Here is a 12,813-nt window from a genome sequence, read left to right on the forward strand (position 1 = left end):
GCCTTGCTTGCTGCCAAGCTCGCGGCTCCTTCAGGGGCGAATCTCTATCAGGGTGCCGTCTTTAACCAGATTCCAGATCTCGCGCATGTCATCGTTCTTCAGGGCGATGCAGCCTTCCGTCCAGTCGAGCGTATGGAAGTACCATTCGGGGTATTCCTCGTCGACCGGTGTGCCGTGCAACATGATCATGCTGCCCGGCCTCGCGCCTTCGCTGCTCGCGCGAGCCAGATCCTTCGCATTCGGGTAGGAGATGTGCATCGCCAGGTTGTACTTGTCGGAAGTCTTGCGCCAGTCGATCCAATAGAGTCCTTCGGGAGTGCGCTTGTCACCCTCGCGCTGTTTCGGGCCGGCTTGCTTGCCGAGGGAAACGCGGTAACTTTTCATGCTGACGCCGCGGCTGATCAAGTGCAGCTTGCGCTCGGACTTGACCACCAGAACCTTGTCGATGAAAGCGTCGTCGAGGATCGGGGTCGCGTTCGCGTGGGAAAGGGTGGCGAAACTAAAGCAGACTATTGCTAACAGCCAGTGCATTGGGGCGAATCCTGAATCCAAACTGCATCAGACCTGTTTGCACGCCACCCGCATTGCTTCGATGGCTTCGTTGCGCACCGGGAAGGCCTGCTGCACCCGGTCGGCGAAGAAGTATTCTAGGGTACGACCCACCGTCGGAAAAGCCAGCTCTGACCAAGGGATGTCGACCTGTCGGAAAAGCCTGACTTCCAGACTTTCATCGCCCGCACAAAATCGTTCGTCGACCAGCTCGGCGCGGAAGAACATGTAGACCTGGTTGATGTGCGGCAAGTCGAACAGCGTGTACAGCTGCAGATCCGTGACGTGCGCGCAGGCTTCCTCGAGCGTTTCCCGCTCTGCTGCTTGCTGCACGGTTTCGCCGTTTTCCATGAATCCGGCCGGGAGTGTCCAATATCCTCGTCGTGGCTCGATTGCGCGTCGGCAAAGCAGCACGCGTTCGTCCCAGACGGGCAGGCAGCCAGCCACGATGCGCGGGTTCTGGTAGTGGATCGTGTCGCAGGAGGCACAGACGAATCGTTGTCTGTTATCTCCGTCGGGCACTCGTTCAATGATCGAGCCGCCGCACTGGCTACAGAATTTCATCGCGACTCCTTCAATTGCGGTGGTTGTCTAGCCGAGGTGAGCTCGGCGAGTTGGCTATTTGCTGAGAGCCGGCCTGCCGGGAGAAGTTTGCCACAGCAACGGTTGGCCTCGTCGAACAGGTATCGGCTGGCGGTCCCAGAGCTGCTGGATTTTGGCTTGGCCCGTCTTGGGCGTCTCGGTGATTCATGCCATGATGCCAGTCAAAGACAGAAAGAGACGTTCCATGCTGGACAAGATTCTCCAACGGGTGCGGGATTACTCGCCGCATCTTCTGGAGCCGGAAGGCAGGATGCCCGAGGCGGCCGTACTGATGCCCATCACCCGCAGCGACTCGCCGGAACTGGTGCTGACCCTGCGCGCCAGTGGTCTTTCCACCCATGGGGGTGAGGTGGCGTTCCCCGGGGGGCGACGCGATCCTGAGGATCGTGACCTGATCCACACCGCCTTGCGCGAGGCTGAGGAGGAGGTTGGGCTGGCACCGGGAATAGTGGAGATCGTCGGCCCTCTGAGCAGCCTGGTTTCGCTGCACGGGATTCATGTCACGCCTTATGTTGGCATCGTCCCGGACTATGTTGAATACCGCGCCAACGATGCGGAAATCGCCTCGGTGTTTTCCGTCCCGCTGGAGTTTTTCTGCGAGGATGCGCGTGAGGTGACCCACCGGATCGACTACCGGGGCGGCGCTTGGTACGTCCCGTCTTACCGGTATGGCGAATACAAGATCTGGGGGCTGACAGCGATCATGGTCGTCGAGTTGGTCAACCTGGTGTACGACGCCGGAATCGAAATGCGCCTGCCTCCCGCGTCCTACATCGATCTGAGTCAGAAGAGGCCATAACCGTGAAATATCGTTTGGGTGATTCCCTTGTTGAAACCCACCCACAAAGCTGGGTAGCGCCAAATGCCACGCTGGTGGGCAAGATTCGCCTGGAAGCTGGCGCTAACGTCTGGTTTGGTGCCGTGCTGCGTGGTGATAACGAGCTGATCCATATCGGTGAGAACAGCAACGTGCAGGATGGCAGTGTTATGCACACTGATATGGGCTATCCACTGACACTGGGCGTCGGCGTCACTGTTGGTCACAACGCCATGCTGCATGGCTGCTCCGTCGGTGACTACAGCCTGGTCGGGATCAACGCCGTGATTCTCAACGGCGCGAAGATCGGTAAATACTGCATCATCGGCGCCAACACCCTGATCGCCGAGGGCAAGGAAATCCCGGACGGTTCGCTGGTAGTCGGTTCGCCAGGCAAGGTGGTCCGCGAACTGACTGGCCAGCAGAGAAAAATGCTGGAAGCCAGTGCGGCGCATTATGTGCACAACGCCCAGCGCTATGCGCGTGATCTGGCGGAGCAGGACGATTGACTGCAGATGAGCGACCGGTTGCATCGCCTTGCGTAAGTGTCTGCGCGCTGGACGAGGATGATATCTGCACGGGCTGCCAGCGCAGTGTTGACGAGATTCGTCGTTGGGCGCGGATGGATGATTCTGAACGGCGACAGGTGTTGATGCGTTGTCACGAGCGTGCGCGCCTGACCGGCCTGCTGTTCTAGTTGCCTAGTGGGCAGCGGCGTATGGGCGTTGCGTTGGCGCATGATGCATCGTTTGGGGTAGCTCGTGCGAAAGCGTTGCGGGCCTCGGCTACGATACAGCGCTGTAGCTGTCCAGTCTGAGTGTGCGGAGGCGACGTCGGTTTACTAATCGTCGCTCTTTGAATCCTCTGTCTCCTCGATCACCCAGGCGCGCACGCTTTTGACGCGGTTGTCCGCGGCCTGCAAGATCTCGAGCCGGTACTGGTTGATTTGCAGGCAGATTCCGCTGTCCGGGATGTGCTCAAGCGCCTCGGTGATCAACCCATTGAGTGTCTTGGGGCCGTCGCAGGGGAGCTGCCAGCCCAGCGCGCGGTTGACTTCGCGCAGGTAGGCGGCACCGTCGATCACCAAGGTGCCGTCGTCCTGCGGATGTATATCCGGGCTGCGCAACGCGTCCTGATTGCTGAACTCGCCGACGATCTCTTCGAGAATGTCTTCCAGTGTCACGATTCCCAGCACATCACCGTATTCGTCAACGACGATGCCGATGCGTCGCTTCTGCTTCTGGAAGTTGACCAGCTGTGTGGAGAGAGGCGTGTTTTCCGGAATGAAGTAGGGGTCGTTGCAGGCTTCCAGCAGGCTTTCCCGGGTCAGCTGGTCGTGGCTGAGCAGGCGTGCAATCTGGCGCATGTGCACGATGCCTTCGATCTGGTTGATGTCTTTGCGAAACACGGGAAGGCGCGTGTGCGGTGTCGTTCGCAGCTGGGTCACGATGGTTTCGAGGTCATCTTCGAGATCGATACCGGCGACTTCGTTGCGCGGAATCATGATGTCGTCGACCGTTACCCTTTCCAGGTCGAGGATGCCGAGCAGCATGCTTTGCCGCTTCATCGGCATGTCGCTGCCTGATTCGTGCACGACGCTACGCAGTTCTTCCGTGGACAGGCTGTCCGTGCCTTTGTTGGACAGGTCAACGCCGAGCAGCTTGAGTAGGCCGTTACTGATCCAGTTGAGCATTGCCACCAGCGGATACAACACCTTCTGCAACATCAGCAGCGGCAGGCTGACCGGATAAGCCACGGCTTCAGGCCGCAGGGCAGCGAGGGTTTTGGGGGTAATTTCCCCGAAGATCAGCAGGATTATTGTCAGGCCGATGGTCGCGATTGCGATTCCGGCCTCACCCCACAGCTTGATTGCCAGCACGGTGGCAATTGCGGAGGCGAAGATGTTGACGAAGTTGTTGCCGACCAGAATGGTCCCGAGCAGCCTGTCTGGGCGTTCAAGCAGGGCGCTGGCACGTTTTGCGCCGCGGTGCCCTTCCTTGGCCTGGTGGCGCAGGCGATAACGATTGAGGCTGAGCATTCCGGTTTCGGAGCTGGAGAAGAACGCCGAGCACAACAGCAGACCGACCAGCATGCCGACCAGAAAGCCGGGGTGTAGATTCTCCACGGAGTGGTCCTAGATATGCAGAATGAATTCGCGGACCAGCTTGCTGCCGAAGTAAGCCAGCATCAGCAAGCAGAAGCCTGCCAGCGTCCAGCGAATGGCCTTGTAGCCGCGCCAGCCTAGCTGATGGCGACCCCACAGCAGCAGCCCGAACACTACCCATGCGAACACTGAGAGCAAAGTCTTGTGGACCAGATGTTGCGCGAACAGATTGTCGAGGAAGATCCAGCCGGAAATCAGCGAGGCCGACAGCAGTAGCCAGCCTGCCAGCAGGAAGCCAAATAGCAAGCTCTCCATGGTTTGCAGCGGCGGGAAGTTCCTGATCAGGCCGGACGGGTGCTTGTGCTTGAGGTGATGATCCTGCAGCAGTAGCAGCAATGACTGGAACACGGCAATCGTGAGCATTCCGTAAGCGAGGATCGACAGCAGGATGTGCGCCAGTATGCCTGGCTGCTCGGCAATGGCCGGTGGCGTGCCGGACGGTGCGAACTGGGCAAACAGCACGGTGAGGCAGCCGAGAGGAAAGAGCAGCAACAGCAGATTTTCGACAGGCATCCGGTAAAGCGCGAGCAGGATCAGCAAGATTACCGCTGCAGCAATCAGGCTCGAGGCGGTGAAGAAGTCCAGATGCAGGCCGCTCGGTGAAAGCAGCTGGATGAACAGACTTACGCCATGTGCGGCGAGCGCCAACGCGCCCAATATAAGAAGCAGACGCTTGTCCGGCACGGTGCGTTGCGCCAGGCGCAGGCCCTGGTATCCGGTGACGCCGACATAGAGGCAGGCGGCAGCTAGGCTCGGGAGCAAAGGGTGCATAGGTCTGTTAGTAGGCTCGAAAGGCGATGAGTGTGGCATAAACGCCGGATGCACAAAAGTGTGCGGTTGGCCGCGGGTACCGCCGCGGTGCCGGTCGATAGATGCGTAACGGGCGGATGACGACGGCGAGGGCAGGCATGATTGGGCCGTTCGATGAAAAGCATTGATAGCGGGGTACCGGCCTGAGGCATGCAGCTTCTATAATCGGTGCCTTAACCACATCCAGCGTGGAAATGGCACATGTTTGAAAACCTAACCGACCGCCTCTCCCAGACGCTTCGCCATGTTACCGGCAAGGCCAAGCTGACCGAGGATAATATCAAGGACACCCTGCGCGAAGTGCGAATGGCATTGCTAGAAGCCGACGTTGCGCTACCTGTGGTCAAGGAGTTTGTCGCCAGGGTCAAGGACAGAGCTGTCGGTACCGAGGTCTCCAAGAGCCTGACGCCCGGTCAGGCTTTTGTGAAGATCGTCCGCGTCGAGCTGGAAGAGCTGATGGGCGCGGCGAATGAAGACCTTGATCTCAGCGTGGTTCCGCCTGCGGTAGTGCTGATGGCGGGCCTGCAAGGGGCGGGCAAGACGACTACGGTTGGTAAGCTCGCAAGGTTCCTCAAGGAGCGCAAGAAGAAGTCAGTGTTGGTGGTGTCGGCCGACGTTTATCGTCCTGCCGCCATCAAGCAGCTCGAGACGCTCGCGGCGGAAGTGGGCGTGACCTTCTTCCCGTCTGACACCAGTCAGAAGCCAGTCGAGATTGCTCAAGCCGCCATCCGCGAGGCCAAACTCAAATACATCGATGTGGTTCTGGTCGATACCGCCGGTCGTCTGGCTATCGATGCGGAGATGATGGCCGAAATCCAAGCTGTTCATGCGGCGATCAAGCCGGCTGAGACCTTGTTTGTGGTTGACGCCATGACTGGCCAGGATGCGGCCAATACTGCCAGGGCTTTCGGTGAAGCGCTTCCGCTGACAGGTGTGGTTCTTACCAAGGTCGATGGTGACGCACGTGGCGGCGCTGCCCTGTCGGTGCGCCACATCACCGGTAAGCCGATCAAGTTCCTGGGTATGGGCGAGAAGAGCGACGCGCTCGAGCCCTTTCATCCGGACCGCATTGCTTCTCGAATCCTCGGCATGGGTGATGTGCTCAGCTTGATCGAGCAGGCCGAGCAGACGCTCGACCGGGAAAAGGCTGAGAAGCTCACCAAGAAGCTGAAAAAGGGCAAAGGGTTCGATCTGGAAGATTTCCGTGATCAGCTTCAGCAAATGAAAAACATGGGTGGCCTGGGCGGCTTGATGGACAAGCTGCCATCGATCGGCGGCATGAATCTATCGCAGATGGGGAATGCCCAGGGCGCGGCCGAGAAGCAGTTCAAGCAGATGGAAGCCATCATCAATTCGATGACTCCTGTCGAGCGCCGTAACCCGGACATCATCAGCGGTTCGCGCAAGCGTCGCATTGCCATGGGCTCCGGCACGCAAGTGCAAGATATTGGCCGCCTGATCAAGCAGCACAAGCAAATGCAGAAAATGATGAAGAAGGTCAGCGGTAAAGGCGGCATGGCGAAGATGATGCGCGGCATGGGGGGCATGTTGCCGGGCGGCGGCGGAATGCCCAAGTTTTAATGTTTCGAAGAGATCAGTGGACGCCGCGCCGGGCTCCGCTGACGCTGGATAGGCCTGCTGGCGAGGCCTGCGGTTGTTTTTGAAAAAGCCATTTGCAAAAGTCCGGATAATCCTTAGAATATGCGGCCTTTCGGGCCTTGAGCCCGGCATTCAGATTTGCTGTACCGACTACAGGAACGATGTTCACATGGTAACTATTCGTCTGGCCCGTGGCGGCTCCAAGAAGCGCCCTTTCTACCACCTGACCGTGACCAACAGCCGCAACCCGCGCGATGGTCGCTTCGTTGAGCGTATCGGTTTCTTCAATCCGATCGCTTCGGGTGCGGAAGTGAAGCTCTCTGTAAACCAGGAGCGCGCTACTTACTGGCTGAGCCAGGGCGCACAGCCGTCTGAGCGTGTTGCTCAGTTGCTGAAGGAAGCTGCCAAGGCTGCTGCCTAATTACATGAACGCAACGTCTGCTCCGGCCGAAGACCTGATTGTTATCGGCAAAATTGTTTCGGTGCATGGCGTGCGTGGTGACGTAAAGGTCTACTCCTTTACCGATCCTATCGACAATCTGCTGGACTATCATCGCTGGACGCTCAGGCGAGGTGACGAGGTCAAGCAGGTCGAGCTGGTCAAGGGTCGCCTGCAGGGCAAGATCCTGGTGGCTACGCTGAAGGGGCTGACAGATCGGGAAGAGGCGCGTGGCTACGCGGACTTCGAGATCTGCATCCTGCGCAGTGAATTGCCACAGTTGACTGACGATGATGATTACTACTGGTACCAGCTTCAGGGCCTGACGGTCATCAACCAGCTCGGGCAAGTGCTCGGTCGGGTCGATCATCTGCTCGAGACCGGCGCCAACGATGTGCTGGTGGTCAAGCCGTTCGACGGCAGCTTGGATGACCGCGAACGCCTGCTGCCCTATACCGACCCCTGTGTATTGAAGGTCGATCTGGAAGCAGGCGAGATGCGCGTCGAATGGGATGCAGACTTCTGAGCATCATGTCTGGCCTGCGAGTCGATGTGATCAGTCTGTTCCCCGATATGTTTGCGGCTATCGGTGAATACGGTATCACTAGCCGTGCGGTGAAGCAGGGGTTGCTCCAGCTACAATGCTGGAATCCTCGAAGCTATACCGAAGATCGCCATCAGACAGTCGATGATCGCCCTTTTGGGGGCGGACCCGGCATGGTGATGAAGGTCAAGCCGCTTGAGCTTGCATTGGCCGATGCCCGGCAGGCCGCTGGGGATAACGCGAAGGTGATATACCTGTCGCCGCAGGGGCGTCAGCTGAAACAGGCTGATGTTCGCGACCTGGCGCAAGAGACTGGGCTTATCCTCATCGCGGGCCGTTACGAAGGCATCGATGAGCGTTTCATCGAAACGCATGTAGATGAAGAATGGTCGATTGGCGACTATGTGTTGTCCGGTGGTGAATTGCCGGCCATGGTGCTTATCGACGCAGTGACCCGTCTGCTCCCTGGAGCGCTGGGTCATGCTGATTCGGCTGAGGAGGATTCGTTTACCGACGGCCTGCTCGACTGCCCGCATTACACGCGACCGGAGGTGTATGCGGATAAGCGTGTTCCTGAGGTGCTGCTCAGTGGCAATCATGAACACATCCGGCGTTGGCGTTTACAGCAGTCCCTCGGAAGGACCTGGGAGCGTCGCGCTGATCTTCTGGATAGCCGCTCGCTTTCTGGGGAAGAACAAAAGCTGCTGACGGAATACATCCGCCAGCGGGACGATAGTTAAACGTATCGATGGCACGCCAGAAAGGCCTGTCTCAGGAGCACAGCATGACCAACAAGATTATTCAGGCGATTGAAAGCGAGCAGATGACCAAGCAGCTGCCCCCGTTCGCCCCAGGTGACACCGTAGTTGTCCAGGTCAAGGTGAAGGAAGGCGAGCGTGAGCGTCTGCAGGCCTTCGAAGGCGTCGTGATCGGCAAGCGTAACCGCGGCCTGAACAGCGCTTTCACCGTTCGCAAGATCTCCAATGGTGTAGGCGTTGAGCGTACATTCCAGTACTACAGCCCGATGGTCGACAGCCTCAGCGTCAAGCGCCGTGGTGATGTCCGTAAAGCCAAGCTGTACTACCTGCGCGCGCTGTCCGGCAAGGCAGCTCGCATCAAGGAAAAGCTTTCCTGAGGAAAGTTTTTCCCAGAAAAAGCAGCCTCCGGGCTGCTTTTTTTATGGGCGATTGGTTTGCGCTAACCGTATAGCCCGGACGCGGGCGGCGTACTGCTGGCGGCCTGTGCCGTGCGCATGGTCTGGAAGTGTTGGCGCTCTCAGGGTATCGGGCGACCCGGCTCGGATTTGTTCACGGCTGCATCAGCGTCTGCGTTGTCGGTCAGGGCAATCAAGGTCCAACCGGCCTCTGGCTTGATCCGAGCGTCCGGGTGGAATACGTGTGTATGGCCGTGGTTGTCTATCGCGAAATACAGGACGGCGCCCGAGCCATTTAGGACCTGATACTCCTGCCAGCCGAAGGTATCGGTCAATTTGTTGCTTTTGAATGAGTCCCCTCGACCTAGGCGTCCGGCAAGTTGCGAGTAAGTCAGCGTGGGCGTGCCTAGTGGACGGCCTCGGTGTTCGTCGCTGGGTCGATGTTTGTCGCTGCGTCGATTCTCTTGGGTGCTTGCCAGGTTAAAGAGTCGACCAACGCCGAACTCGTGACGGAAGCGCATGGCGGCAAGGGTGTTCATTTCGCCTACAGGCGACAACGCCAGCAGGTGTCCGAGCCCAACCAGATCGAGGTGGTTTTCGGCGTGTTGAGAGGCCGGGTTTCCGTAATAAGTTGGTAGATTCTCCATCCGAGCCGCGCGAATGTTGTCCCAGCTGGAGTCGGTCAGCATGACTCTCACGCCTTGTTCGCTCAGCGCGCGACCAATCGCTCTAGCAACGGGATTGGCGCCCACGAGCAAAAAGCCGCTGGGCGGGGGCTCTGCAACCTTGAGCAGTCTCGCCAAGGGGCGGGCGGTTGCGCTTTGCAGTACCACAGTGCCAATGATTACGGCGAAGGTGAGCGGCACGAGCAACAGTGCATCCTCATGGCCCGTTTCGTTTAGGCGAACCGCAAAAATTGCGGATACGGCAGCCGCGACGATCCCTCGCGGCGCAATCCATGCGAGCAGCAGGCGTTCCTGCCAACTTAACTGCGAACCCCAAGTGCACAGGGCAATCGCCAGCGGTCGAGCCGCGAACTGCACGATCATTAGAAGGATCAGCACTGCCGGCCCCAGCTCCATCAGTGCCGCCAGATCGAGCATTGCTGCCAGCAGGATAAACAGCCCCGAGATGAGCAGGATGCTCAGGTTTTCCTTGAAGTGAAGGATGTCTCGAACGTCAACATCGCGCATGTTCGCGAGCCAGATGCCCATTAGCGTGACTGCTAGTAGACCGGATTCATGGACCAAGCTATTGGCGGCGACGAACACGCCGAGCACCGCTGCCAGTGTCGCCAGGTTCTGCAAGTATTCCGGCAGCCAGTGTCGTTTCACCAGCTGGCCGAGGATCCAGCCTCCTGCTATGCCGAGCGCGCTTCCGCACAGCAGGACCCCGCCGAACGTCTGTAGGCTCTGCGTCCAGGCGGCTTCGGTGCCTCGGGTAATGATAAAGCTGTAGACCACCACCGCAAGCAAGGCACCGATCGGGTCGATGATGATCCCTTCCCACCGCAGGATATTGGCAACCACTGCGTTGGGGCGCACCACGCGCAGCATCGGTACGATCACAGTCGGACCGGTAACAAGCGTCAAGCTACCCAGGAGCAACGCAAGTTCCCAGTCGAACCCTAGCAGCCAATGAGCGGACAGGGTGATTACGCCCCAGGTTGTCAGCGCGCCGATGCTGATCAGGCGGCGCACGACCGTGCCGATTCCAGGCAGCTCGGAGACGCGTAGCGTCAGGCTGCCCTCGAAGAGGATCAATGCCACCGCCAGTGAAACCAAAGGGAAGAGCAGGGTGCCGAACAGGCGAGTCGGATCCAGCCAGCCGAGCACGGGTCCGGCCAGGATTCCGCTCAGCAAGAGGAAAAGAATCGCAGGCAGTCGTAATCGCCATGCCAGCCATTGGCTAGCGAGCGAGGCGATGCCGAGCGCGGCGAGGGCGATAAGGATGTCTTGTTCGGTCATGGTTACCGGGTCGTCGATGGAAGGGCGGCAGGCTTGGGCGACCAGCTGACAGGCTCAGCGCCCGGCCTAGCTAATCTGACACCGCCTAGCTGAAACAGGTCTGCAAGGAGAGGTTGAGGCTGCTGGCTGGTATGGGCGTTCTATGGAACACTGGCCTCCTTTTTCTTTCCTGTGTCCCCCAGCATGCCGGCTCAAGACGACCCCCTTATCGACCGCTTCCTCGATGCCCTTTGGCTCGAAAAAGGACTTTCGGACAACACCCGCGACGCCTATCGCAGCGATCTGGCGTTATTCAACGGCTGGCTGGACGGGCGCAATGTGCGGCTGGTCGATGCGGGCCGGGACGTCATTCTCGACCACCTTGCCTGGCGTCTGGCTAATGGCTACAAGGCTCGTTCCACGGCGCGGCTGTTGTCCGGGCTTCGTGGGTTTTATCGATTTCTGCTGCGCGAAGGATTGATCACGGTCGATCCGACGCTGCGGGTCGATCTGCCGCAGCTGGGACGACCGCTGCCCAAAGCGTTGTCCGAGGCGGATGTCGAGGCGTTGTTGTCCGCGCCGGATGTTGGCGATCCACTGGGCCTGCGTGATCGGGCGATGCTGGAAGTGCTGTATGCGACCGGTCTGCGGGTCACGGAGCTGATCGAACTTCGTCTTGAACAGATCAATCTTCGCCAAGGTGTCTTGCGTACCTTTGGTAAAGGAAACAAGGAGCGCCTGGTACCTTTGGGCGAGGAGTCCATGCACTGGCTGGCACGCTATCTTCGCGATGCCCGTGACGAACTGCTCACTGGCAACGCCAGCGATGTGGTGTTCACGAGCCGGCGCGGGGATCTGATGACCAGGCAGGCGTTCTGGTACCGAATCAAGCTGCATGCCCGCCAGGCAGGAATCGCCACATCGATCTCGCCGCACACGCTACGCCATGCATTCGCGACGCATCTGCTCAACCATGGCGCGGATCTTCGAACGGTGCAGATGCTGCTCGGTCACAGCGATCTGTCCACAACGCAGATCTACACGCACATTGCCCGCGCGCGGCTGCAGGAACTCCACGCGCAGCATCATCCGCGCGGCTGAAGGGCTGCTCTGGAAGATGCGCTGCAGGCCACAAAGCAGATGAGCGAAGCCCTGCCGCCTGCACTGGATGACCGAGCCCTATGTTAATCTGCCGGCCTTCCCTCGATCGAAGTCGCCAGGAGATCTCATGCGCGTGAATCGTATCTTCGCTGCCGTTGCCATAAGCCTCGTCAGCTCCGTTGCCCTGGCTGCTGACGCTGAACAGGCGATCCGTGAGTCGCTCAATGCGCTCCAGCCCGATATGCCCATCGAGGCGATCGCCGAAAGTCCAATGAAGGGGGTTTATCAGGTTCAGCTGAAGGGTGGACGCCAACTCTACGCGAGCGCTGATGGTCAGTTCTTGATTCAGGGCTATATGTATCAGTTCAAAGACGGCCAGGCGACCAACCTGACCGAGCAGGCGCAGAGCCAATCTGTGGCGAAGACGATCGACGCGATTCCCACCAGCAAGATGGTCGTTTTCTCACCTGAAAAACCGAAGACCCATATCACCGTGTTTACCGACACCGACTGCGGCTACTGCCAGAAGCTGCACAGTGAAGTGCCGGAGCTGAACCGTCTTGGCGTCGAAGTTCGCTATATGGCCTTTCCGCGGCAGGGGATGGGCAGTCACGGTGCCAACACGCTGACCAGCGTATGGTGCGCAAAGGATCGTCAGGCTGCGATGAACAAGGCCAAAGCCCGGGAAGATGTGCCGGCCGCGAGCTGCGACAATCCGGTAGCCGAGCAGTACGCGTTGGGCCAGCTGATCGGTGTACAAGGCACCCCGGCAATCATCCTCGCAGACGGCCAGATCATTCCTGGCTATCAGCCGGCGCCGCAGCTCGCGGAACTCGCTCTGAAAGCCAAGTAGTCGCTGGGACAGCCCCTTCGGTCACGAAGAGGCTGTCCGTCGTGATCACAGCTGAACTGTTTCACCCCTCGCGTTCAAAGCCAGAAGGCATATTGAGGAGGTGAAAAAATGAAGCTCGAAGGTTCCTGTCATTGCAAGGCCATTCGTTTTTCTGTGGAGTCGGCCGAACCCTATCCCTTCATGCGCTGTTATTGCTCGATCTGCCGCAAAACGGCAGGGGCGGGGGGGTTTGCAA

General features: G+C 59.1%; 16 protein-coding genes and 1 pseudogene. 12 read left to right on the forward strand and 5 right to left on the reverse strand.

All coding sequences use genetic code 11. From position 1 onward, the window contains the following. Positions 1-30: 30 nt before the first annotated feature. Both PSTU_RS0116895 and PSTU_RS0116900 read right to left on the reverse strand, forming a co-directional pair. Positions 31-531 (reverse strand): L,D-transpeptidase family protein, encoded by a 501-nt coding sequence (locus tag PSTU_RS0116895; RefSeq protein WP_019342194.1) that lies wholly within the window; start codon positions 529-531, stop codon positions 31-33. Positions 532-558: 27 nt separating this feature from the next. Beyond that, on the reverse strand, positions 559-1,113 hold the full coding sequence (locus PSTU_RS0116900) for an NUDIX hydrolase (RefSeq protein WP_019342195.1): 555 nt from the start codon (positions 1,111-1,113) through the stop codon (positions 559-561). A gap of 223 nt (positions 1,114-1,336) precedes the next feature. Between PSTU_RS0116900 and PSTU_RS0116905 the strand changes: the two genes are divergently transcribed. From PSTU_RS0116905 to PSTU_RS22305, 4 genes and pseudogenes are all read left to right on the forward strand, one after another. Then, a complete protein-coding gene (locus tag PSTU_RS0116905; protein ID WP_019342196.1) occupies positions 1,337-1,951 on the forward strand; it encodes a CoA pyrophosphatase in 615 nt (204 codons plus the stop codon). Positions 1,952-1,953: 2 nt separating this feature from the next. Beyond that, positions 1,954-2,478: a gamma carbonic anhydrase family protein gene (locus PSTU_RS0116910; protein ID WP_019342197.1), complete on the forward strand. Its 525-nt coding sequence runs from the start codon at positions 1,954-1,956 to the stop codon at positions 2,476-2,478. Next, positions 2,475-2,666, forward strand: a complete 192-nt coding sequence (locus tag PSTU_RS0116915) for a DUF1289 domain-containing protein (RefSeq protein ID WP_019342198.1) — start codon at positions 2,475-2,477, stop codon at positions 2,664-2,666. Before PSTU_RS0116910 ends, PSTU_RS0116915 begins: the two co-directional genes overlap by 4 nt. A 6-nt stretch (positions 2,667-2,672) precedes the next feature. Next, a pseudogene (locus tag PSTU_RS22305) lies at positions 2,673-2,786 on the forward strand (hypothetical protein); the annotation flags it as partial. A 24-nt stretch (positions 2,787-2,810) separates the two neighbouring features. On the opposite strand, the gene PSTU_RS0116920 reads toward PSTU_RS22305, so the two are convergent. Together PSTU_RS0116920 and PSTU_RS0116925 are read right to left on the reverse strand one after the other, a co-directional pair. Then, positions 2,811-4,094, reverse strand: a complete 1,284-nt coding sequence (locus PSTU_RS0116920; RefSeq protein ID WP_019342199.1) for an HlyC/CorC family transporter — start codon at positions 4,092-4,094, stop codon at positions 2,811-2,813. Positions 4,095-4,103: 9 nt separating this feature from the next. Then, positions 4,104-4,904: an inner membrane protein YpjD gene (locus PSTU_RS0116925; protein WP_019342200.1), complete on the reverse strand. Its 801-nt coding sequence runs from the start codon at positions 4,902-4,904 to the stop codon at positions 4,104-4,106. A gap of 240 nt (positions 4,905-5,144) precedes the next feature. Here PSTU_RS0116925 and ffh point away from each other — a divergent pair, with 240 nt between their 5' ends. The 5 genes from ffh to rplS all read left to right on the forward strand — a co-directional run bounded on the left by ffh (position 5,145) and on the right by rplS (position 8,660). Continuing rightward, positions 5,145-6,524: a signal recognition particle protein gene (gene ffh, locus PSTU_RS0116930; RefSeq protein WP_019342201.1), complete on the forward strand. Its 1,380-nt coding sequence runs from the start codon at positions 5,145-5,147 to the stop codon at positions 6,522-6,524. Between the two features lie 187 nt (positions 6,525-6,711). Beyond that, a complete protein-coding gene (gene rpsP, locus PSTU_RS0116935) occupies positions 6,712-6,963 on the forward strand; it encodes a 30S ribosomal protein S16 (RefSeq protein WP_003282953.1) in 252 nt (83 codons plus the stop codon). 4 nt (positions 6,964-6,967) lie between these two features. Further along, complete coding sequence (gene rimM / locus PSTU_RS0116940; protein ID WP_019342202.1) at positions 6,968-7,507, forward strand: ribosome maturation factor RimM; 540 nt, start codon at positions 6,968-6,970, stop codon at positions 7,505-7,507. A 5-nt stretch (positions 7,508-7,512) separates the two neighbouring features. Further along, positions 7,513-8,265 carry a tRNA (guanosine(37)-N1)-methyltransferase TrmD gene (gene trmD / locus PSTU_RS0116945; protein WP_019342203.1) on the forward strand — a complete coding sequence of 251 codons (753 nt, stop codon included), beginning with the start codon at positions 7,513-7,515 and terminating at the stop codon, positions 8,263-8,265. A 44-nt stretch (positions 8,266-8,309) separates the two neighbouring features. Then, positions 8,310-8,660, forward strand: coding sequence for a 50S ribosomal protein L19 (gene rplS, locus PSTU_RS0116950; protein WP_019342204.1), 351 nt, complete (start codon positions 8,310-8,312; stop codon positions 8,658-8,660). Between the two features lie 140 nt (positions 8,661-8,800). Here rplS and PSTU_RS0116955 read toward each other — a convergent pair whose 3' ends face one another. Then, complete coding sequence (locus PSTU_RS0116955) at positions 8,801-10,645, reverse strand: cation:proton antiporter (RefSeq protein ID WP_019342205.1); 1,845 nt, start codon at positions 10,643-10,645, stop codon at positions 8,801-8,803. Positions 10,646-10,828: 183 nt separating this feature from the next. Between PSTU_RS0116955 and xerD the strand changes: the two genes are divergently transcribed. The 3 genes from xerD to PSTU_RS22110 all read left to right on the forward strand — a co-directional run. Further along, entirely contained in the window at positions 10,829-11,725 is an 897-nt protein-coding gene (gene xerD / locus PSTU_RS0116960; RefSeq protein ID WP_029404841.1) for a site-specific tyrosine recombinase XerD, read from the forward strand. A gap of 127 nt (positions 11,726-11,852) precedes the next feature. After that, a complete protein-coding gene (locus tag PSTU_RS0116965; protein ID WP_019342207.1) occupies positions 11,853-12,578 on the forward strand; it encodes a DsbC family protein in 726 nt (241 codons plus the stop codon). Positions 12,579-12,686: 108 nt separating this feature from the next. After that, positions 12,687-12,813: GFA family protein (locus PSTU_RS22110; protein WP_413771563.1), on the forward strand; the 127-nt coding region annotated here is incomplete at its 3' end.

This window comes from Stutzerimonas stutzeri SDM-LAC (assembly GCF_000235745.1).
GTDB classification, from domain to species: Bacteria; Pseudomonadota; Gammaproteobacteria; order Pseudomonadales; family Pseudomonadaceae; genus Stutzerimonas; species Stutzerimonas stutzeri_H.